Origin of the sequence: Sulfurospirillum halorespirans DSM 13726 (assembly GCF_001723605.1) — a bacterium.
Taxonomy (GTDB): domain Bacteria; phylum Campylobacterota; class Campylobacteria; order Campylobacterales; family Sulfurospirillaceae; genus Sulfurospirillum; species Sulfurospirillum halorespirans.
In genome coordinates, this window is sequence record NZ_CP017111.1 from 850,744 (window position 1) to 873,120 (window position 22,377).

General features: G+C 41.5%; 20 protein-coding genes and 1 tRNA gene. 13 read left to right on the forward strand and 8 right to left on the reverse strand.

The annotated features are described in order from the left end of the window. The first annotated feature begins 8 nt into the window (after positions 1–8). A complete protein-coding gene (locus tag SHALO_RS04210; protein WP_069477493.1) occupies positions 9–1,268 on the forward strand; it encodes an aminotransferase class V-fold PLP-dependent enzyme in 1,260 nt (419 codons plus the stop codon). 35 nt (positions 1,269–1,303) lie between these two features. On the opposite strand, the gene SHALO_RS04215 is transcribed toward SHALO_RS04210, so the two are convergent. From SHALO_RS04215 to SHALO_RS04235, 5 genes are all read right to left on the reverse strand, one after another. Further along, a complete protein-coding gene (locus SHALO_RS04215) occupies positions 1,304–2,743 on the reverse strand; it encodes a TrkH family potassium uptake protein (RefSeq protein WP_069477494.1) in 1,440 nt (479 codons plus the stop codon). Between the two features lie 14 nt (positions 2,744–2,757). After that, on the reverse strand, positions 2,758–4,098 hold the full coding sequence (locus SHALO_RS04220; protein ID WP_069477495.1) for an NAD-binding protein: 1,341 nt from the start codon (positions 4,096–4,098) through the stop codon (positions 2,758–2,760). Between the two features lie 131 nt (positions 4,099–4,229). Beyond that, the gene (locus tag SHALO_RS04225) at positions 4,230–4,709 is read right to left on the reverse strand and encodes a hypothetical protein (RefSeq protein ID WP_069477496.1); all 480 of its coding nucleotides are present in this window, start codon (positions 4,707–4,709) and stop codon (positions 4,230–4,232) included. Positions 4,710–4,760: 51 nt separating this feature from the next. After that, positions 4,761–4,837: transfer RNA gene (locus SHALO_RS04230), tRNA-Ile, on the reverse strand. 92 nt (positions 4,838–4,929) lie between these two features. Continuing rightward, positions 4,930–6,036, reverse strand: a complete 1,107-nt coding sequence (locus SHALO_RS04235) for an FtsW/RodA/SpoVE family cell cycle protein (RefSeq protein ID WP_069477497.1) — start codon at positions 6,034–6,036, stop codon at positions 4,930–4,932. Between the two features lie 58 nt (positions 6,037–6,094). On the opposite strand from SHALO_RS04235, the gene SHALO_RS04240 reads away from it, so the two are divergent. The 12 genes from SHALO_RS04240 (at position 6,095) to SHALO_RS04295 (ending at position 19,262) form a co-directional block, all read left to right on the forward strand. Continuing rightward, a complete protein-coding gene (locus SHALO_RS04240) occupies positions 6,095–7,078 on the forward strand; it encodes an RluA family pseudouridine synthase (RefSeq protein ID WP_069477498.1) in 984 nt (327 codons plus the stop codon). Further along, on the forward strand, positions 7,005–8,261 hold the full coding sequence (locus SHALO_RS04245; protein ID WP_069477499.1) for a fibronectin type III domain-containing protein: 1,257 nt from the start codon (positions 7,005–7,007) through the stop codon (positions 8,259–8,261). Before SHALO_RS04240 ends, SHALO_RS04245 begins: the two co-directional genes overlap by 74 nt. A 9-nt stretch (positions 8,262–8,270) precedes the next feature. After that, positions 8,271–9,449 carry a tRNA (guanosine(46)-N7)-methyltransferase TrmB gene (trmB, locus tag SHALO_RS04250; protein ID WP_069477500.1) on the forward strand — a complete coding sequence of 393 codons (1,179 nt, stop codon included), beginning with the start codon at positions 8,271–8,273 and terminating at the stop codon, positions 9,447–9,449. Continuing rightward, the gene (locus SHALO_RS04255) at positions 9,433–10,104 is read left to right on the forward strand and encodes a cell division ATP-binding protein FtsE (RefSeq protein ID WP_069477501.1); all 672 of its coding nucleotides are present in this window, start codon (positions 9,433–9,435) and stop codon (positions 10,102–10,104) included. Before trmB ends, SHALO_RS04255 begins: the two co-directional genes overlap by 17 nt. Then, positions 10,091–10,900: a cell division protein FtsX gene (locus SHALO_RS04260; RefSeq protein ID WP_069477502.1), complete on the forward strand. Its 810-nt coding sequence runs from the start codon at positions 10,091–10,093 to the stop codon at positions 10,898–10,900. Before SHALO_RS04255 ends, SHALO_RS04260 begins: the two co-directional genes overlap by 14 nt. A 17-nt stretch (positions 10,901–10,917) precedes the next feature. After that, positions 10,918–12,123 (forward strand): murein hydrolase activator EnvC family protein, encoded by a 1,206-nt coding sequence (locus tag SHALO_RS04265; RefSeq protein WP_238585287.1) that lies wholly within the window; start codon positions 10,918–10,920, stop codon positions 12,121–12,123. Between the two features lie 67 nt (positions 12,124–12,190). Next, on the forward strand, positions 12,191–12,910 hold the full coding sequence (gene pyrH, locus SHALO_RS04270; protein ID WP_025344019.1) for a UMP kinase: 720 nt from the start codon (positions 12,191–12,193) through the stop codon (positions 12,908–12,910). A gap of 10 nt (positions 12,911–12,920) precedes the next feature. Then, positions 12,921–13,136, forward strand: coding sequence for a DNA-directed RNA polymerase subunit omega (locus tag SHALO_RS04275; protein ID WP_037956525.1), 216 nt, complete (start codon positions 12,921–12,923; stop codon positions 13,134–13,136). A gap of 9 nt (positions 13,137–13,145) precedes the next feature. Beyond that, positions 13,146–15,302 carry a RelA/SpoT family protein gene (locus tag SHALO_RS04280; protein ID WP_069477504.1) on the forward strand — a complete coding sequence of 719 codons (2,157 nt, stop codon included), beginning with the start codon at positions 13,146–13,148 and terminating at the stop codon, positions 15,300–15,302. A 27-nt stretch (positions 15,303–15,329) separates the two neighbouring features. Then, positions 15,330–16,535, forward strand: a complete 1,206-nt coding sequence (gene tyrS, locus SHALO_RS04285; protein WP_069479314.1) for a tyrosine--tRNA ligase — start codon at positions 15,330–15,332, stop codon at positions 16,533–16,535. Continuing rightward, a complete protein-coding gene (locus SHALO_RS04290) occupies positions 16,535–17,632 on the forward strand; it encodes a nitronate monooxygenase (protein ID WP_069477505.1) in 1,098 nt (365 codons plus the stop codon). Before tyrS ends, SHALO_RS04290 begins: the two co-directional genes overlap by 1 nt. After that, positions 17,601–19,262 (forward strand): N-acetylmuramoyl-L-alanine amidase, encoded by a 1,662-nt coding sequence (locus SHALO_RS04295; RefSeq protein ID WP_238585288.1) that lies wholly within the window; start codon positions 17,601–17,603, stop codon positions 19,260–19,262. Before SHALO_RS04290 ends, SHALO_RS04295 begins: the two co-directional genes overlap by 32 nt. Here the strand turns inward: SHALO_RS04295 and SHALO_RS04300 are convergent. From SHALO_RS04300 to aspS, 3 genes are read right to left on the reverse strand one after another with little or no spacing between them, the layout of a single operon-like run. After that, entirely contained in the window at positions 19,249–19,983 is a 735-nt protein-coding gene (locus SHALO_RS04300) for a competence/damage-inducible protein A (RefSeq protein ID WP_069477507.1), read from the reverse strand. The genes SHALO_RS04295 and SHALO_RS04300 overlap by 14 nt on opposite strands. Continuing rightward, positions 19,983–20,555, reverse strand: coding sequence for an adenylate kinase (locus SHALO_RS04305; RefSeq protein WP_069477508.1), 573 nt, complete (start codon positions 20,553–20,555; stop codon positions 19,983–19,985). Before SHALO_RS04305 ends, SHALO_RS04300 begins: the two co-directional genes overlap by 1 nt. 14 nt (positions 20,556–20,569) lie before the next feature. Continuing rightward, the gene (gene aspS, locus SHALO_RS04310) at positions 20,570–22,318 is read right to left on the reverse strand and encodes an aspartate--tRNA ligase (RefSeq protein ID WP_069477509.1); all 1,749 of its coding nucleotides are present in this window, start codon (positions 22,316–22,318) and stop codon (positions 20,570–20,572) included. Positions 22,319–22,377 lie beyond the last annotated feature (59 nt).

Here is a 22,377-nt window from a genome sequence, read left to right on the forward strand (position 1 = left end):
ATAAAGTAGTGCAAGCCATACGCAAAAACATCATTAAAGATAAAAATCTTCTCTATTTCGACTACACCGCATCCGGTCAGGGCTATAAGCCGATTGAAAAACAGATGCAAACCATTCTTGAAACCTATGCTAATACCCACTCTGAAGTGGCGTCAAGTGCCATTCAAACGAGTGCATATTACGCTAAAGCACGCTTGGATCTCAAACATGCCTTAGCGGTGGATGAGCGTTTTTATCTTTTTCCGTGTGGCTCAGGTGCCACAGGAGCGATTAAAAAATTCCAAGAATTGATGGGGATTTACATTCCGCCTCGCACCTTAAAACGCTTTACATGTAAACCCCAAACGCTTCCTATTGTTTTTGTGGGACCTTACGAGCACCACTCCAATGAGCTCAGTTTTCGAGAAGGGTTGTGTGAAGTGATTCGTGTGCCTTTGGATGACGAAGAAAAGATCGATATGGCATTTTTACAGACCCAGCTTGAGCTTCATAAAGAGCGCGAGATCATCGCTTCGTTTTCCGTTGCTTCCAATGTTACGGGCATCGTGAGTGATTATAAAAATATTTATACCCTCATCAAGCGCTACAACGGCATCTTGTGCCTTGACGCTGCGGCCGCTTCGCCTTACATAAACATCGATTGTAACTACTACGACGCACTGTTTCTCTCACCGCATAAGCTCTTAGGTGGTGTGGGATCGTGCGGGCTTTTAGTGATGAAAAAAGCGTTGTGCACCGAAGCCACACCCACCTTCGCAGGCGGAGGAACGGTGGGGTATGTTTCAAGGGTTTCGCACACGTTTTTAAGTGACATGGAACTGATCGAAGATGCAGGAACGCCTGCTATTTTGCAGTTTATCAAAGCTTCTTTGGCGTACAATCTTCGCAACGAAATTGGTTTGGAGAAGATTCAAGCTGTGGAAGATGAGCTGAAATTTTATTTTGGTTCACGCATACGCTGTATCGAAGGGGTCAAGCTCTACTGCAAATATTCGCAAGACAAGCTTCCCATTTTCTCTCTTAATTTTGAAGGCATCAATCCGTATGATATTTCGCAATACCTTTCGGATCATTTTGGGATTCAAACCAGAGCAGGATGCAGTTGCGCAGGGCCTTACGGACACGATCTTTTAAAATTGGCAGATGGTCAAGATTTTGATGAAAAGCCAGGTTGGCTGCGTATTTCCATCCATTACACGCATACGAAAAAAGAGATCGACACGCTTTTAAAAGCGATCAAACATGCCGTATCAGCACTCAAAAAATAGCATAAATCCTTTTACATGTAAAGCGAAGGAAGAGGTTAAAACTTCTTCCAAAAATTACGACTGAGCATCATAAAAACGGTATAACACTCTAATCTTCCGATAATCATCGCCGCGGAAAGTACCAGTTTATCGTACCATGTAAAGAAAGCATAGTTTTGCGAAGGACCTGTGAGGTTGAGCCCAGGTCCAATGTTGCCGATCATGGAAATAGACGTACTAAAGGCAGTAAGGAAATCAAATCCTCTGGCAAAGAGGTACATCGTTACCATAAAAGCGGTGAGGATAAAGAGGGCAAAAAAGCCAAAAACCGAGTTGATGATGGAGCTTTTAATCTGCTTTCCATCGACAAAAATCGAGGTGATGACATCGGGCTGAATGGTTCGTTTGATCTCGAGCGCGATATTTTTAAAAAAGAGCACGTAGCGAATCATCTTAATACCACCTGCCGTTGAGCCAGCATTGGCACTCATGATCATAGCGATGATGGCGATCATCATCGTAAACTGTCCCCATTTTTCATAATCGAGCGAAGCAAAACCCGTGGTCGAAGCCAGCGTTGTGACGGTAAAAAAGGCGTGCATCAGCGAGTTGTAAAAAGAGTTTTGCGATGTTAATGTGTGTTCAAGCGCCATCATAAACGATAAGAAGACAATAAGCCCAATATACCACTGGTTTTCTTCAGTATTAAACGCCCATTTATCGCCATTAAAGAAACGAATATGGGCTAAAAAGTTGATGCCTGAAATCGTCATAAAGAAAGTCGTTGTCCAGATAACGCCATCACTAAAGCCAGCTAAGGAGCTGTTTTTAGTGGAAAAACCACCTGTGGAGATGGTTGCAAAGGCGTGATTGATCGCATCAAACCAGTTCATACCAAAAAGCATTAAAAGCGCAAAATTCGCCAGTGTAAAGAGGATATACACCGCCCAGATACGGTTAGCGGTATCTTTAATTTTTGGCGTGATTTTATCCATCGAAATGCCCGTCGATTCAGCTTTAAAAAGGCTTAGTGATCCACTAGGATTGATCAGTGGTAAAAGCCCAACGCCTAAAACGATGATACCAATACCCCCAATCCAATGCATCAAGCTTCGGTGAAACAAAATGGCTTTGGGCAAGATCTCAACATTGGTATAAGCACTTGCTCCCGTTGTTGTAAAACCGCTAATCGCCTCAAAAAAAGCACCTGCAGGATCGATATTGGTGTAAAGTACGAGTGGAATGGCTCCTCCGACACCTAGGAGAATCCAAATAAAATTAACCGAGACAATACTCTCTTTAATGCCTAAAATCATCTCATCATTTTTAAGAATCAAAAAAGTGGAGAGATTAATAATAAACAGAGCAAACATCGCTACAGCGTAGATAAAAACATCTTCGTTGTAAAAAAAACCTACAATGGGGGGAATGAGGAAAAGAAAAAAGACAACCAGTCCAACAGCAGAGACAAATTTTAAAATGCTTTTAATACTCATGGCGCTCTTTTATATTAGACATTTTGCTGAAGCCATTTGGCAACAACTTCAAAATCGGACTCTTTGGTAAACGCGACAATGACATCATCGCATTCAAAGGTTGGGATAAGGCGATATTCGTAAATATCATTACCACGCAAGATAATAAAATGCCCTTTGTCATCCACTTTGTCAGGCAGGTGCAGTTTCTCGCCAATCAATGAGGAGGTGGCATCAATTTTGCGCATAATGACGGAGCCTTCGCCACCGCAAAATTTCTTTTGGGTTAAAATGTTGTTGGAGTGAATGCGCTCCAAAATGGAATAGTAGGCATTGATCTTCTCACCCCTAACCACTTCGATATTAAGGTTACGCATTAAAGAGGAGTAAGCGATGTCATTGTTGATACCAATGATCTTTTTGATCCCTTTTTGCTTGGCTTCTATACATTTGGTGATGTTATACTCATCGTTCTTTGTCGCAGCGATAAACATGTCGGTGTCAAAACGGGTTTTATTCACAATATGATCGGCATCATAGGTTGTTTTAAGTACGGTCGCTTTGTTCTTAAGTTCAATATTGGCTTTACGGCACAGCTCAATGTTTTTATCCATAATCTGAACATCAATCCCTTTTTTAAGCAGTACCTTGGCAATCTCAATACCGAGCGAATCTGCTCCAAAAATAACACAATTTTTAATCGGAGTGGAAGGTTCATTGTTTTCGCATGCGAGTGAACGAAGCAAGAGAATGGCACTGGGGAAGGCAAAGAGATAGACTAGATCGTTGGGAAGCATCGTCTCAACAGGCTTGGGGACAAAAAACTGCTTTTTACGCTCCATACCAGCAACGGCAAGTTCGCCATTGAGTTCACCAATAAAGGTCGAGATCATCCGTGGGGTAAAGTCATCTTTAAGCCGAATGGAAACAAGAAGCGCTTTGGTAAACGCAAGGGCTTTGGCATTGTGCGCGTGTGAAAAATCAACAAGGTATTTAAAGGGTTGCGCTGCTTCAAAGGAGGGAACAATGGTATCGTTAATGTTGAGCTTTGTTTTGACTTGGTCGCTGGCGAAGAAATTGTTTTTAAGACGAATAATCTTGCGCTTCACTGTTGCGATGTTATCGATAATCAAAGAGGAGAGAAGATTCACTTCATCCGAATCGGTTACCGCAATAAAAAGATCGATGTGGGGGTTAATACCAAGGTAGGTATGCGGGTTTTCAATATTGCCGCAAATGCCTAAAACGTCGAGGTTTTCGTGAATGTTTTGGATGGCATATTCATTTTGATCGATGATCGTCACGCTGTTGTTGTGCATCAGGTGTTTGGCAATATTGTAGCCAACTTTCCCAGCGCCTGCTATAATCACTTGCATAGGGTTTTATCTCTCATAAAGTATTTTCAATGAATGTATAAAGAGGTATTGTATCACATTCTTGTAAAAAACAAGAGGGAGCTAAAAGAGGTATATTAAGCGTCAAACAAGCCCCAGCAAAGCAGCCAAAATTACTTTCGGCTACCTGATTCGCTGTACTGTTTCATACTTTCGCTGTAGGTATCGCGAAGCGTATTGACATAAGCGGTCGCTTTTTTAATGTCAGTGATGGTGATGAGGGCTTCATTGCCAAATTTATCACTGATTTTGGAAAGATCGTACGCCAGTTTTGATTTTTCATTGATTTTTTGAAGGGCTTTAAAAAAGGCTTCGTCCATCTCTTTGTTTTTAAGTTTATCGTTTTGGTAAAGGTAGAGTGCAACGCGGTACACTTCATCTTTGTCGGTGCTATAGACTTCAACGTATTCAATGGCACTGTCAAGAAGTTTAATATTGAAATAATTTTGATCCTTGGTCACACAGGAAAACTCGGTACATTTAAAGCCATTGGCTTCTAAAAAAGCTTTGTCTTTACCAATAAGATCATCTAAAAAACCAGCAGAAAGAGAAATATGAGAAACGAGTGCTAGAAAAAGAAGAGCTTTTTTCATAACATTTACCTTTGTGTATCAAATTAAACAAATTCACACTTAAGAAGCACGTGGTGGGTCCTGAGTGGCTCGAACACTCGACCACCCCGTTATGAGCGGGGTGCTCTAACCAACTGAGCTAAGGACCCATTTTAAAGAGTGAAATTGTATCTTTTTAATTGTTAAAAGAATATAAAAAATAGATGAAAAAAGAACGTTAGATAAGGCGTTAAATAGGGCGTTAGAGCGAATATTTAATGGAACGATAGGTCGGGTCAAATCGGAACGCTAAAAGGTTTTCCAAGATGCCAAAAAGAGCGAAAAAAGTGATGAAACTGCTACCGCCATAACTGTAAAAAGGAAGCGGAACGCCCACAACGGGAGCAAGTCCTATGGTCATAGCAATGTTGATACTCATGTAAAAGAAAATGAGCAGAGAGATACCACTGGTGATGACTCTGGCAAAGTAATCCTCTTTGAGAATAAAATTGAGACTTAAAAGATGCATCACCAAAAAGGCGTAACACAAAATCAGCCCAAGTGCACCCCAAAAACCAAGGCGTTCAACGGTATACGCAAAGATAAAATCGCTGGTGGCAATCGGTAAAAATTTGTAGTGGGTTTGGGTTGCTTCACTGCGTTCTTTTCCTGTGAGTCCTCCTGAACCAATGGCGATGATGGATTGCTTCACGTGGTAACTGGGTTTTTCAGAGACAAAGTCTGCAATACGCTGTTTTTGATAATCGTGCAAGCCATTGTAGAGCAGTGGACTGCTGATGCCTATGAGAATCGCCAAAGTGATCCAGATCTTTTTATGCACGCCGATAACAAAAAGTGTGCCATAGCCAAGAAGCAGTAAAATCATCGCCGTACCCAAATCAGGCTCTTTTGCCACCAGAATAAAGGGTAAAACGATGTAAAAGCTCAGCTTAAAAAAGGATTTCCAGCCATACCCTTTTTCATCGGGAGGATTGTGTTTAATAAGATAAGCAAGCATGAGAATAAACGCAGGTTTGAAAATCTCAGAGGGTTGAATGGTGAAATGGACAAAAGGGATTTCAAGCCATCTCCTCGCACCCAATTTGGCAATACCAAAAAAATCAACACTGATTAGTAAAATGATGGTAACCCAGTAGAAAAAAGGGATGACCCATTCGATTTTTTTGATGGGAATAATAAAAAACATGAAAAATGCAAAGCAACCAACCGCGTAATAAACGATCTGTTTATTGGCAAGCATTCCACTGGCTTCAGCGATAAGATAGTACGAGAGAGTGATGATAGGAAGGACGAGTATAGGAATTAAAAAATCAAAATGTGTTAAGATGCGCCTATCAATTTGAAACACTAGATCCCTTTGGAAACGTTTTGGAAAGTATATCAAAAAATAGAGGAAAGTAGGCTGGATGGAGTTTACATGTAAAGAGTCAAAAAGGCTCGATGCCGCCATGAGTGAAGCGCTGGAATTACCACGCAATCAGGTCGAAAAACTGATTAAAAATATCGGTGTCACGGTGGATGGAAAGCTGTGTACAAAGTGCAGTTTGAAGCTGGTAGAAGGCAATGTTGTGTATTACGAATTTGTAGAGGCAACGCAAAGCCCAAGCAGTTATGAGGTTGATTTTGATGTGCCAATTCTCTACGAGGACGATGATCTTTTGGTGGTCAATAAACCGCCGTTTTTAACCGTGCATGGTGCACCCAGCGTGAAAGAGGCGACACTGGTCGATTGGCTTCAATTTAAGGGCATCAATCTCTCAACGATCAGCGGCGAAGAGCGCCATGGCATCGTGCATCGCATCGATAAAGAAACCAGTGGCGCGCTCGTGATTGCAAAAAACAATGAAGCGCATTTAAGCCTCTCGTCTCAGCTGGAAGATAAAAGCATGGGTAGGTACTATCTTGCGATCATCGATCTGCCCCTTAAAGATGACATCGTGGTAGAACTTCCCATCGGTCGAAGTGTGAATAATCGTCTTAAAATGGATGTCGCAAAACGGGATGGACGAATGGCAAAAAGTGCGTTTACCAAACTCTTATTATCGCGTGATGGCAAAAAAGAACTGATCGCAGCAAAACTGTTTACGGGACGAACCCATCAGATCAGAGTGCACCTCCAAGCGCTTAGCCGCCACATCTTGGGTGATAGTTTATACGGCTTTAAGAGCCAAAATGGTACAATACCCAGAGTTATGTTACACGCCTATATTTTGTATCTTAAGCATCCAAAAACAGGGCAATTGTTGCAAATACATGCCCCATTATGGGATGATTTTGATGCCTATTTAACACACCATTTCAGTAAGGAAGAGGTCAATGAAAAAATTACTTTGGATAGCATCGTTAATGGTTTTAAGCTTAATAATCACTGGTTGCGAAAAGACACTTGAAACACCAAAAGAGCCGATCGTTGATGCTTCATTGCCCCGTATAGAGGGCATTCGAACCCTTCCTGGTTCCACCGACGTTGGGTTTGAGTGGACGCCTATTTACAGTGCGCAAGTCGAAGGGTACTATTTGTACCGCCAAAGCGGCAATAGCATGAAAAAAATCGCCACGATTAAAGACAAGTATATCTCGCACTATGTGGATACCGAGCTAAAACCCAATAGCAGTTATGCCTACCAGATGAGCACCTATTCACCCGATAAACATGAATCAGGACTCAGCATGATGGCAAATGTGACAACATTAGCACCTGTTGTGAAGAGTGCAACACTTGGTTCCGTTGAGCCTGTTTCGTTTATTACCGCGATTTCAGAGCTTCCTGCGCGTATCAAAATTATTTGGCGACCGCATGCGATGGAGAATGTGGAGTACTACATCATCGAACGCAACGAATACAAATCAACGTCATGGGATGAAGTGGGTAAAGTCAAAGGCAGGTTAAATGCCGAATACATCGATCAAGACATTAAAGATAACTACGTCTATCGTTACCGCATTAAAGTCAAAACCAATGATGGCGTTCTCTCCAAGCCAAGTGACACCGTTGAAGCGCATTCAAAAGCACTTCCTAAAGGCATTACGGGAGTTCAAGCAACGTCTAATTTACCGAAGAAAATTATCTTGACATGGAGTCCATCAACAACGAGTGATTTTGCCTATTATAAAGTCTATCGTTCTCCAACATCAAGCTTGTTTTACAGTTTTTATGGCAAAACAGTCAATACCGAGTTTGAAGATTTGATCAATGAAAATGGTAAAACCTATTATTACCGTGTTGTCGCCGTGGATGTCGATGGGCTTGAATCCAAGCAAGAAGGCACAGTAACGGGTATGACACTCTCCGCACTCAAGTCTCCTGTTGTTCGCTCCGTAAAGCATGATGGCGGCTCTATTTATATCACATGGGGTGGGGATGATAATGCGATTAAATATACCATCACCAAAGAGTTTGAACTCTCTGGCAAAACACAAAAACAGAGTTTTACAGGTATTTTTGAAAGCAATTTTATTGACCAAGATACGCTGCCTGGCGTGGAGTACAAATACAAAATTATTGCAATCGACAAATACGGCATTGCGTCTAATCCTTCGGATAGCGTCGTTATCAAGATTCCAAAGGAATAAAAGCTTTTTATGCCAAATTTTCATACCAAGACCCTAAAACCTTTACGTTATCCTTGCACCTATAAAGAGACCACATTTACGTACGAAGCCCACTCCAAGCGGGGTAATACGCTGGTGATGGCCTCGACGCAAGGGGAGCAAGTACTCATTCGGATTCAGCAAAAAGAGGATGGAGTTTTGTTGGTCAAGGGCGATAAAGTCACCCGTCCAACCCAAGCCTCTTTTTTACAAAAAGTGTTGATTGATTTTCGAGATGCGAGCGAAGCTGAGGAGATTTTCTCCAACATTGAGCCTAAAAAATTCTTACATGTAAAGCATTCGCCTTACCTCAAAGAAATTGAATTTTTTGCAAACCACTTTGATGTGGAGCGCGAAATTTGGATTGAAATTGGCTTTGGAAGCGGACGCCATCTGTTGCACCAAGCGAAGAAAAATCCTCACATCCAATTTATTGGACTGGAGATTCACAAGCCTTCCATCGAGCAAGTGTTAAAGCAGTGTGAGCTTCAAAACATTGAAAATATTCTCGTGATTGATTACGATGCGAGGCTGTTTATGGAGTTTTTACCTTCCAATGTCGTGGGGCGCATTTTTGTACATTTCCCCGTCCCTTGGGATAAAAAACCACACCGCCGTGTCTTCTCCGCCGCATTTATTGAAGAGGCACTGCGTGTTTTACATGTAAACGCAACATTGGAACTTAGAACCGATAGTCCGCTCTATTTTGAGTTTACCTTTTCGCAGATGATGCAACTGAGCAAAGCGGATGTACATGTAAAGAAAAATGCCGAGTTAGAGATTACGAGTAAGTACGAAGATCGTTGGCGTAAAATGGAAAAAGATATCTACGATGTGATCTTAACCAATGAAATGGAAGCCGCACCGATCCCAAAATTGGGCAGGTTGCACTTTGATGACGTGGTTGATTTTGCTAAAATTAGAGATGCTTTTAAAGACGAACTTCTGCGAGGTGAGGGCTTTTTTGTCCACTTTGAAGAGCTGTTTGAAATTGATGAAAAAAGTGGACTCATTCGCCTCTCTTTTGGTGCCAATGAACGCAACGAGCGCTGTTTTATACAGATCCAAGAAGGACAAGTAACGTATCTTCCTGAGACGATTTTGGCAACGAAAAGCAATGTGGCAGCCCATACCTTAATTAAAGAGTGGTTTCATGGAATATGTGATTAAAGCCACTGGCTTAAATATTAGCTATGGCAGAGATGAGCCCATCATTACCGATGCAAGTATGCAGATTAAAGCGCAAGAGTTTGTCTTTATTACGGGCAAAAGTGGTAGTGGCAAATCAACGATTATCAAGTCACTGTACGGTGAGCTTTTCCCTAATCACGGCAATCTAAATGTCTGTGGTATCGATTTTAAAAATATTAGCAGTTCCAAGCTCAACCTTTTAAGACGCTATTTGGGCGTGGTTTTTCAAGACTATAAACTCATTGATGAGTGGACAGTAGAGCAAAACGTGATGTTGCCTCTCATCATCGGCGGATTTTCAAAAAATGTCTGCACAAAACAAGCGCACAAGCTTTTAAAACACGTCAAATTGTTGCATAAAATCAATAAATATCCGTATGAACTCAGTGGTGGCGAGCAACAACGTGTCGCGATGGCACGCGCACTCGCACACAATCCCGTCCTCATTTTAGCCGATGAACCAACAGGCAATCTGGACAGTTATTCCAGCGAAGTGATCTGGAACCTGCTCAAAGGTGCCAAAGAGCATTTGGGCACAACCGTACTGGTGGTAACGCACAATATTCCCTCAACGCTAGGGATCGATTATAAACACTATTTCCTAGAAGGTGGCGTATTGCATGAGGTCAGTTAGCAGCCATTTTTCCATCATGATCTCTGTTTTTGTCCTGCTCTTTTCGTTTCAATTTACGAATCTGATTAAGAGCATTGTCAATGACTACGCGACTAAAATTGTCAATGACTACGCTATTGTCGTTGTCTCCTCAACGGAGCTTAAAGAAGAAGAGCTTAAAAAACAGATTCCTGAGATTGAGAGTTTATCGGAAATCAGCAGTAAAAAGATCTTGGATCGTCTTAAAAATGATATGTCTTCTAAAAATTTAGCTCTTTTGCAAGTGGCGTTGCCTAAGTTTTATTCCCTCAAACTTGAATCCATTCCCAATAAAAAAAGAGTCGAAGCCATCAAACAAAAACTCTTGAGCATTACCTCCATTTCGCGCATTGAAACCTTTGCAAAGACGCATGAAAAGATGTTTAAAATGTTACAGCTTTTGCAAACGATGGTCTATATTTTTGCATTTTTTGTCGCGTTTGTGGCGATTTTGCTCATCTTTAAACAGATCCGAATTTGGACCTATGAGCATCATCGACGTATGTCCATAATGACACTTTTTGGAGCCTCCTTTTTTATGAAAAGTGCGATGTTGTACCGTATGACGCTGGTTGATTCACTCTTCAGCTCCATTGTGGTGTGCGCCCTTTACACCGTTGCCCCTAAGATGAATGTTGTTCAAACATTTGCCGCTGAGCTTGATATTGTCATTCCTCCCTTTGATCTTTTGGTGGAAGGAGGCACACTGATAGGTGCGTCTATCCTCTTTTCACTCTTTGCCGTGACGATTGTGGCACGTAAGATTGGTCGTGTATGAGAGCATGGCGTTTGGGTGTGGCAGTTTTACTGCCGTTGATGGTGCTCGCAGCTCCCAATACGGCGCAAAAAATTGATGAAAAAGCCAAAACACTCCAAGAGAAGCTTCAAACAGAAAAGCAGATTCATGGAAAACTCCAAGACATAGCCAGTGACATTGTTGAAGGAGAAAAAGAGATTGAGAAAATCAAAGACAAAATTGAAAATTTAAGCAACACGATTGATGAATCCCAAGAGACTGTGGCTCGCAAATCAGAATACCTTGAAAAACTGACCAAAGATACCCAACTGCTCTCTTCACAAAAGAAGGATTTAGAGCAGAAAATCATCAAAATTATTGCAGAAGATTTCTCCTTTTATCTGGTTTCAGATAGTGATTATTTGGACAATGAAGATGGTATTTTAGTCGATGAAGTGCTTCAAAAAATGGATACGATTATGCGCAGAGAGTTTGGTAAACTCTCTTCTGATTATAAACAAATCAACGATCAAATCTCCTCCCAAAGCCACGAAATTAAGACGATTCATACGGAAATTCAAAGTGCAAAAAGTAAAAAAGATGAATTAATTTCTTTAGAAAAAAAGCGTGAAAGTTCCATTTTGACGCTCAATGCTAAAAAAGAGAGTTACAAAAAACAGCTCGATGACATTGCCAAAGAGCGCGATGAAATTCGCACAACGCTGGAGCAACTCAAAATCATTAAAGTGCAAGAAGATACGAAACTTCAAGCTGAAAAAAATGCTGCCAAACGAGACAAATCGCCTACAACGGTAGGTGGGAGTGATAATAACATCCGACAAATCGGCTCTTCGTATCAAAACAGTACGGTTAAAAAATATGTGGGAGAGCGCACCATTGCACCTCTGGATAGTTACAGTGTTAAGCGCAAATTTGGCGACTATGTCGATCCGATTTATAAGATCAAGATTTTCAATGAATCCGTTGTGTTAGCCTCTTCAACCCCTGATGCAACCGTTAAAAGTGTCCTCAACGGTAAAGTCATTTTTGCCAAAGATACCGCTTCAATGGAAAAGGTGGTTATTATTGAAAATGGCGATGAGATTCATACGATTTATGCGCATCTTTCTAAAATTGCTCCTACGATTCAAGTTGGGCAGAAGATTAAAAAAGGGTATGTGATTGGTCGGGTGGATAACGATCTCACCTTTGAAGTGACACAGAAGAACTTCCATATTGACCCACTAGAGCTGATTGCAAAGTAACTTTTTAGGTCTTTTAGGGTAGAATAAAGAAGTTTTCTATGCCTAGAAGCAGAAAGGTTTATACAATATGGAGAAGAGAAAAAGGGTTTTAGTTAAATTCTCTGGTGAAGCGCTTGCGGGTGATAATGGGTTTGGTATTGACACTTCGATTTTGAAATTTATCGCCGATGAGATTAAATCATTGGTAATTCATAATATTGAAGTGGGTATCGTCATCGGTGGGGGAAATATCATCCGAGGAGTGAGTGCCGCAAAAGATGGTATTATCAAACGTACCAGCGGAGATTATATGGGAATGCTATCAACTGTGATTAATAGCATTGCAATGCAAGAAGCGCTTGAACACGTTGGAATGGAAGTCCGCGTTCAAAGTGCGATCAAAATGGAAGCTATTTGTGAGACGTTTATCGTAAGACGTGCACAGCGTCACTTTGAAAAAGGGCGTATTGTTATTTTTGCCGCAGGTACTGGCAACCCTTTCTTTACAACCGATACGGCTGCAACACTGCGAGCGATTGAAATTGGCGCCGATATGATTATTAAAGCGACCAAGGTTGATGGTGTGTATGACAAAGATCCTAAAAAATTCCCAGATGCCACCAAACTCGCAGAGCTTACGTACGACAGAGCGATGGATGACAATATTAAGGTCATGGACGATACCTCTATTGCGCTTGCAAAAGACAATAATCTCCCTATCGTTATCTGCAATATGTTTGCTAAAGGGAATTTACAGAAAATTATTGAGGGTAACTTAGAGAGTTGCTCAATCGTTAGAATTAAATAAGGAAAACAAAATGGAAAGAACAGAAGAAATTACCGCAAGAGCACTATCCCTTGTTGGACAAGATCGTTATAGATTGGTGATGATGGTTTCTAAAAGAGCGGATCAGCTTTCAAATGGTGCAGAGCCACTCATTAAAGCAGATAAAAACAAACAAAAGTTTACAGACATTGCCCTTCTTGAAATTGCCGAAGGCAAAATTAGATTAGAATCAATTACGGACTTATAGTAGCCTATTTTGGAAGAGTTAGTCGAAATTGTTAAAGAGTGTAAACGCTCTGATAAAGCGGTTGAACTCTTATACAAATACATCAAACCAACTGCTAATGTTGAAAAAGCCATTGCTTTTACGATAGCCAAACATCAAGGGCAGTATCGTAAAAGCGGTGAAGAGTATGTCATTCACCCTATTCTAGTGTGCGTTTTTGTCGCCTATTTAGGGGGTGATGAATCGATGATCGTTGCTGGCTTATTGCATGATGTCGTCGAAGATACCTCCTGTCCAACCGAAGATATCAAAGCGATGTTTGGTGAAGAAGTTGGGCACTTGGTGGATGGTTTGACAAAGATTGTTGAGATTCGCGATATAGAACTCATTCCTTCGTCCTCCAACGATAAACTGGTCGCTTCAGCCCTGACGTTTCGCAAGATGTTGATTGCTTCCATTCGCGATGTACGCGTTTTGGTTGTTAAATTGTGCGATAGATTGCACAATATGCTGACCCTCTCAGCCCTTGATCCTGTCAAACAGCGTCGTATTGCCGAAGAGACTTTAGTGGTTTATGCCCCTATCGCGCACCGTTTGGGTATCTCTTCGATTAAAAATCTCTTGGAAGATTTTAGCTTTTACTATGTCATGCCCAATGAATATAACAAGATCGATGGTTATATCAAAGAGCATGGGCAACAACTTCAACTGCGCCTCAATCACTTTATTTCTAAAATTAAAAACCATATGCTTCAAGAGGGATTTATCGAGAGTGATTTTACGATTCAAAAACGTATTAAGCACTACTACTCTATTTATCTTAAAATGCAACGCAAAGGTGTGACCATTGAAGAGGTTTTGGATCTTTTAGCGATTCGGATTATTGTGCGTACACCGATTGATTGTTACCGTGCGCTTGGTATTGTGCACCAGCATTTTAAACCTCTGATTTCACGCTTTAAAGATTATATTGCGATTCCAAAAGAGAATGGGTATCAGACGATTCATACAACCGTCTTTGATGATAAGTCCATTGTTGAGTCGCAAATACGAACCTATGATATGAATAAAACAGCAGAGTATGGCGTAGCCGCGCACTGGAAGTACAAATCAGGCGGACTCAATCCAAAACTCGATTGGCTCAATGATCTGAACAACCAAAATGAAGATATTGAAAATATTGAAGATTTTTATGCGATTGCCAAAGATAATCTCTACAGCGAAGATATTGCCGTCTTTTCCCCTAAAGGTGACATTTTTACATTACCACGAGGCGCCACGGTTTTAGACTTTGCGTACGAAGTGCATACCGAAGTAGGGACTTACGCGGATGAAGCGTATGTGAATAAACAAAAAGTTCCCCTTTTAAGCGAGCTTAAAAACGGTGACATCGTTCGCATCGTCACCTCCAAAGAGCCAAAATACCGATGCAGTTGGGTCAATAGCGTCAAAACAGGAAAAGCAAAAAGTACGATTCAAGCGAATTGTCGTCAAAAGATTAAAGAGATTAACCATAAAGTGGCGATTAAGATTCTTTCTCATGCGTTTGGCGTGGCGGAAAATAAAGTAGAAGCGTGGGTAGAACAAGAACATGCAACGAAAAAAATCTTTAAAATCGCAACCGATTCGATCTATTTGCAAGATGTCTCCAATACCCTAAAACTGTATGCTATGCAAGACACTTTGCTCTTTCCACTGCTTAAAAAAGATCGTTATCACATTAAAAAGCAGAAGTTTGAAAACATTGTAATTTATTCCAATCATCACATTGCCAACGTCTATTTTGACTACTGTTGTCATCCTAAACGAGGCGATGACATCGTTGGATTTAAAAAAGGCAATGATGTTTTTGTGCATCACAAACTGTGTGAACGTGCTGCGAGCTTGATGGAAGAGAGTGAACCAATGGTCTTTGTAAAATGGACGAAAGAAGCGCCCGATCGTTACAAACTCATTGTAAGTTTAGAGAATAAAAAAGGCTCTTTAGCCTCATTTTTAGCTTATTTGGCTAAAATGCAGATCAATTTGGTGACCATAGAGCTTGGAAAAGCCGAAGATGAGGGACATGCAGACTATTTTGAGATGATTTTAGAACTGCCTGACAAAAATGTGAATGCAGTGCGTGAGAACCTCAAAGGAAAATACCGCGTGATCGAATTTGTTTCGGTCAATGATGCTTATAAATAATCGAAGAAGGAAATAAGAGATATGGATATGCGGATTCAAAATGCGCTTAAAGAGATCAAACGAGGCATTAGTGAGATTATTGATGAAGAGCGTATTGGTACATTACTCAAAAATTATTTTGAAAAAGGGGAGACCTTTTTAGTCAAAGCGGGGTTTGATCCCACTGCTCCTGATCTTCACTTAGGACATACTGTTTTACTTCAAAAAATGGCGCTGCTTCAAAAATTTGGCGCGGTTGTACAATTTTTGATTGGCGATTTTACAGGGATGATCGGTGATCCGACGGGCAAAAATGAGACACGTAAAAAACTGACACGTGAAGTGGTTTTAGCCAATGCACAAAGCTATAAAGAGCAAGTTTTTAAAATTTTAGATCCTGCAAAAACCGTTGTGATGTTTAACTCAGAATGGTTAAATTCTCTGGGTGCAAGTGGCTTAATTGAACTGACAACGACCTTTAGTGTCGCTCGTATGCTAGAACGTGAAGATTTTGAGAAGCGCTACAAGTCTCAAATGCCTATTTCGATCAGCGAATTTTTATACCCACTGCTTCAAGGCTATGACAGTGTTGCGATGAAAAGCGACATCGAAATGGGTGGAACCGATCAGAAGTTTAACCTTTTGATGGGACGTCATATGCAACGCACCTACAACATCGGCAAAGAACAAGCGGTTATTATGATGCCTCTGCTTGAAGGGCTCGATGGCGTCAATAAAATGAGTAAATCGCTTGGCAATTACATTGGTGTAACAGATATCCCAAGCGAGATGTTTGGGAAGATGCTGAGCATCAGTGATGAATTGATGTGGCGTTACTATGAACTACTCAGTACCAAAAGTTTAGAAGAGATTGCGCTCCTTAAAAACGAGGTCGAATCTGGCTCTGTGCATCCAAAACATGCCAAAGAGATGATCGCGTTAGAAATCATTGAGCGCTACCATGGCAAAGTAGAAGCACTCGAAGCCAAAGCGGAGTTTGATCGAGTTCACTCTCAAAATGAGATTCCAACCGATATTGAAACCTTTACATGTAACGAGTCTCCGATTTGGATCGCTAAAGCTTTGGTGGATTGTGGACTTGAGATTTCAACGTCTCAAGCCAGACGTGACATCAAGCAAGGTGCTGTCAAACTGGATCAAGAAAAAGTAGACGATGAACAATTGCAACTGGAATGTGGAGAATACATTCTGCAAGTTGGTAAGCGAAAATTTGCTCGATTAAAGGTGCAATAATGGCATTTAACCCTCTCAAAATTGGCAAATACACCCTTGAATATCCTATCATTCAAGGCGGTATGGGACTCGGTATCAGCTGGGATAAACTTGCTGGAACAGTGAGTTTAGAAGGCGGTTTGGGTGTCATTAGCTCTGTTGGAACAGGCTATTATGAAAATACACATTTTAGTAAGAAAAATATCAATACACGCCCTTTTGAAACAGAGAATTTTTACTCAAAAGAGGCATTAACCGCGATTGTGAACAATGCGCGCAAAATTTGTGGATCAAAACCACTGGCGATGAATATTCTCTACGCAATTAACGATTATGAGCGTGTCATTAAAGACTCGTGCGAAGCAGGCGTTGATATTATTATCACAGGAGCTGGACTCCCCACCAATATGCCCGAATTTACCGCAGATTATCCTGATGTGGCTTTAGTCCCGATTGTCTCTTCGGCTAAAGCGCTTAAAATTATCTGTAAACGCTGGACGCAACGTTATAACCGACTTCCTGATGCTATCGTCGTTGAAGGCCCTTTGAGTGGCGGACACCAAGGGTTTACCTATGAGCAATGCGCTATGGAAGAGTATCAGCTTGAAAATTTGATTGCTCCTATTAAAGAAGAGATCAAAGCGTGGGGCGATTTTCCACTCATTGCCGCTGGAGGTATTTGGGATCACAACGACATTTTGAAAGTCATGGCACTCGGTGCGGATGGCGTTCAAATGGGAACCCGTTTTATTGGAACCCATGAGTGTGATGCGGCTCAAAATTTTAAAGAAGTTTTACTCAAAGCGCATAAAGAAGATATTCAACTCTTTAAATCCCCCGTTGGCTACCCAGCGCGAGGGGTAAGAACCAATCTTATTCAGATGGTCGAGAAAAGAGAAGGACCTCCTATTCGCTGTATCAGTAACTGTGTCAGCCCCTGTCACAGAGGACAAGAAGCTAAAGCCGTAGGTTACTGCATTGCCGATAGTTTGAGTGACGCCTACATGGGAAAATTAGAGACAGGGCTCTTTTTTACAGGAGCCAATGGCTATAAACTCAATGAAATTATTAGTGTAAAAGAACTTATTGCAAAGCTGGTACATGGGGAAGCAAATTAGAGCATTTTTTGTTTTACTGTTGATGTGTGGTGCTCTTTTGGGAGCACCCAATTACATGCAACAGCTAGAGCAATACGATGCCCAAATGAAAAATGCAAATAACGATGAGATGTTGCGTGTCTTTCATGGACTTAAGGCGATCTATATTCAAGCGATTATTGGAAGCGATGATGCGCTTAAAAAAGAGACCTTAGAACGCCTTATTAAAACAGCAAAACTCCTTAAACTGGATGCTTCCAAGTATGAATCTGAACTTGCCACAATGAGTAAAGGCAGTCAAAAAACAGCCCCTTCAAAGCCACTGATTCCCCCACCTGCGGCGGAAGAGAGTTTTGCAGACTCTAGCAGTAGCCCTAAAAACACAACTGCCCCTGTCGTTTCTGCCTTTCCTCCTGAAAAAGAGAGCCGCGTGAGTGCTCAGCCTGCAACAACGCAGGTCGCTTCCACGCTACCTAAAAACTATAATGGCAAAAATGTACTGCACCATGTCAAAACCAGTGAAGAGGAGATCGTGCTTGATTTTGGCTCTGCGGTTACTGAGAATAGTGTCAAGATTTTTGTTCTTAAAAGTGCAGATAGCTATAAAAAAATTATCGATATTCCTGCCATTATTATGAATGCTCCTTTAACCATTGCAACTCCTAAGAAATTGCAAAATCTACGCATCAGTCAGTACAATACCAATACGATCCGCATTATTTTAGATGCTCCAAGTGCCTTTGAGACGTATGTAAGTGTGCTGGATAATCAAGTGATTTTATCGCTCGATAAAAAACCAATTTTGCGTGAGAAGAGAATCATAGCACCAACGGCAGAAGCCCCTAAAAAAGTTCCTGTTGTGGCAACTGTTCCTGAGCCTTCTTCCAAATCGTATACGGCTGCAACTTCTGCTGTTCCTGTAGAGCCAGTTCTTGTGCCCAGTAAAGCCTCCAATAAAAAAGGGGTGAAACGAGATAAAACGATCGTGATTGATGCGGGGCATGGTGGTAAAGATGCAGGTGCGATTGGGTATAAGCAACGCATGGAAAAGCATCTGGTGCTTGATATGGCGCTGCAGCTTGGAAAAGAGCTCAAATCTCGTGGATATAAAGTCTATTATACCCGTCAAAGAGATGAGTTTATCAACCTACGGGATCGTACCAAAGTCGCCAATGATAAAAATGCCGACCTGTTTGTTTCCCTGCACGCCAATGCAGCCCCGACGGAAGCAAAAAAACTCTCTATGAAAGGCTTAGAGACCTTCTTTCTCTCTCCCGATCGTTCAGAGCGTTCTAAAAACGTCGCTGCTTTAGAGAACCAATCGGATATGGAAGAGATGGATTTTTACTCCAAAGAGACCTTTCTCAATGTCTTTAATCGTGAAAAGATAGTGCTCTCCAATAAAATCGCGATAGATGTGCAATCGAGTATGCTCAAAAGTGTGCGCAAAAAGTACAGTGTGGAAGATGGCGGTGTCAGAGAAGCGCCATTTTGGGTCTTAGTAGGCGCTACGATGCCTTCCGTTTTGGTGGAATTAGGCTACATCAGCAACCCTGAAGAGTCCGATAATATGTTCAATCCTCAGTACCAAAGGCATTTGGTTGATGGTATTAGCGATGGAATTGATCAGTATTACGCTAACAATCCTTGATCGTTTTACCTTTTTTCAAAGCAGCCTCTTTAAAATAGCGTGACCACTGCTCGACTTTCTCTTTATCGGTATGGGCAATGTAAATCTCCGCGATACGTTTATCGCCCACAAAACGAGGCAAAGAAGAAAAACTAAGCTCCTTCGGAAGCGCTTCCATAATCTCGATCAGATCATTTTCGGTCGTTTCCACAATGAAGGACTCACTGTAAAGTTTAGGTTGAGTAGGGAAGTATTGATCGAGGGCTTCTTTGACCATTGGCCATGCCATAGAGGGAAATCCTGGGGTGAAAAAGAAGCGTTGAAAGAGAGAAAATCCAGGGACTCGATTGACCACATTGTGTAAAAGTTCAGCCTCTGGAGGAAGCATCGCCATCGTGACACGATGAGGATAGGCCTCTTTACCATACTGCGCTTCAATGAGCTCTTTTGCTTTTACATGTAAGCTTAGAGGTTGGGCTGTAAACACCTTGCTGGCGATAGGGCGGGTAAGATCATCGGGTGTGGCACCAATGCCACCAAAGCAGAACATTACACTTTGCGGATCATTTAGAATCATCTTAAAACAGTTTTGAATCAAAAGAGGTTTGTCTTCGATCACGAAACTTCCTACATGTAAAAGTCCGCGGTTTTGTAGTTCTTGGTTGATAAAGGCGAAGTGTTTATCTACCCTGCGACCATTGAGCAGCTCAGTGCCGATGATCACAGAGTAGAAGTGGTGCATCAGATGTTGCTTTTGACGAAATCTTCCATTTCGTTGACGATTTCTTCAATGCTTCTCTCTCCATTGATTTTATGAAGAAGACTTTTCGCACCGTAAAATGCTTGAATGCCAGCTAGTGGCTCTGTGTAAACTTTCATACGGTTTTTGAAGACTTGAACGTTATCGTCCGCCCCACGTGCACGTCCTAAAACGCGGTCACATGCGACTTGCTCGCTGACTTCAACTTCAATGACCGAAACCAGTTTAACGGTTGTCTCTGTAGAGAGGATGGCATCGAGTGCTTTCATCTGCTCATCGGAGCGTGGGAAGCCGTCTATGAGGACAACATTTTTAGGGCTATTTTTGATAGCACTGACGATGGTATTGATAACAATGTCAAGAGGGACGAGATTGCCTGCACTGACAAACGAATCAATCGTTTTACCCAGTTCACTACCACTTGCCACTTCATCGCGAAGCAACTCACCGGTTGAATAGTGTGCGATCACATCGCTATTTTTCTCAGCAATTAAACTTGCATCCGTTGTTTTACCACTGCCTGGGGCACCAATAATCAAAAATAGTCTCTTCACTAATAAACTCCTCTTTATTTGGTTTTTTCTCTAAGTCTAATGCCAAGGTCACGCAATTGATCACCTTCAACTGCACTTGGAGCGCGTGTTAATAAGCATTGTGCTTTTTGGGTTTTAGGGAAGGCAATCACATCACGAATACTTTCACTTTTGGTGATCAGCATCATCAAGCGATCAAGTCCGATGGCTAACCCACCATGCGGTGGTGCTCCGAATTTAAGTGCATCGAGTAAGAATTCAAACTTCTCATGCGCCTCTTCATCGCTGATACCAAGGAGATTAAAGACTTTTTGTTGAATCTCTTTTTTATGAATCCTAATACTTCCGCCACCCAGTTCAACACCGTTGAGAACGACATCATACGCAATCGATTCCATCTCATCGATAGGTGTGTTGTCAATGTCTTTTGGCATGGTGAAGGGATGGTGAAGTGCTTTGACTCTGCCATTTTCAACTTCAAACATCTCAAAATCAACGACCCACACAAACTCAAATTGATCTTTGGGGATGATGTTCATCGCTTCGGCTAAGAAGATACGAAAACGTCCCATATAATCTAATACGAGCTTTTTCTCACCAGCACCAAAGAAGATCGCGTCGCCTACATGTAAATCTGCTGCGCTAACAATTGCTTGTAAATCTTCTTCATCAAAGAATTTTGCTAAAGGCCCTTTAAGCCCTTCTTCTTTCATTTGAAAATAGCCCAGACCAGAGGCTCCAAATTTGCGAACATACTCTTCAAAGCCTTGCATTTGGCGTTTGGAGAAAATGTTATCGCCGTTTGGCACTTTAAGCGCTTTAATGCGGTTTTTCTTGGTATCTTTCGCAATGTTGCTAAAAATCTCATTTTTACACTTTGCAAAGATATCGATCACATCAATCATCGAAAGATCATAACGAAGGTCAGGTTTGTCGGAGCCGTATTTTTCCATAGCCTCTTTAAAACGAATACGATTAAACGGAGTGGTGATCTCATGGCCGCACGCTTTGAAAACATCTTTTAAAAGATTTTCAGTTACTTTCATGACGTCTTCTTGGTTACAAAAACTCATCTCGATGTCAATTTGTGTAAATTCTGGTTGACGATCAGCGCGTAAATCTTCGTCACGGAAACATTTTGCCACTTGGAAATAACGATCAAATCCTGCACACATTAAAAGTTGTTTGAAAAGTTGAGGCGATTGGGGAAGGGCATAAAATTCACCATTGTGAACACGACTTGGAACGAGATAATCGCGTGCTCCCTCAGGCGTTGATTTGGTTAAAATGGGCGTTTCAACCTCTAAAAAACCTTGCGAATCGAGTGAATTACGAACGGCAATCGTTGCTTTACTTCTGAGTTTGAAAATTTCGTAGGCTTTAGGATTACGAAGATCTAAGTAACGGTATTTCAGACGGACATCTTCACCCACATTGTTATCGCCGATGACAAATGGAACAGTTTCACTAGCATTTTCAATGATCAATTCATCGACAACAATTTCGATTTTACCGGTTTTAAGACGAGGATTTTCCAATCCTTCCCCTCTGGCTCGCACGCGACCTTTGGCTTTTAAGACAAATTCATCTCTCACGTGGGCGGCAAGGTCATGCGCGCTGATGCTATCTGCTGGGTCGCACACCAGTTGTACCAACCCTGATTTATCACGAAGGTCAATGAAGATAACCCCACCGTGATCTCTGTTGCTATTTGCCCAGCCACACACTTCTACAATCTCGCCAATGTTAGCGATATCTAAATCTGTACAATAATGACTTCTCAATGGTTCTTCCTAAAACGCTTTTTTAAAGTTAAGAGTATAGCTAAAAGTAGCTTTTCTTT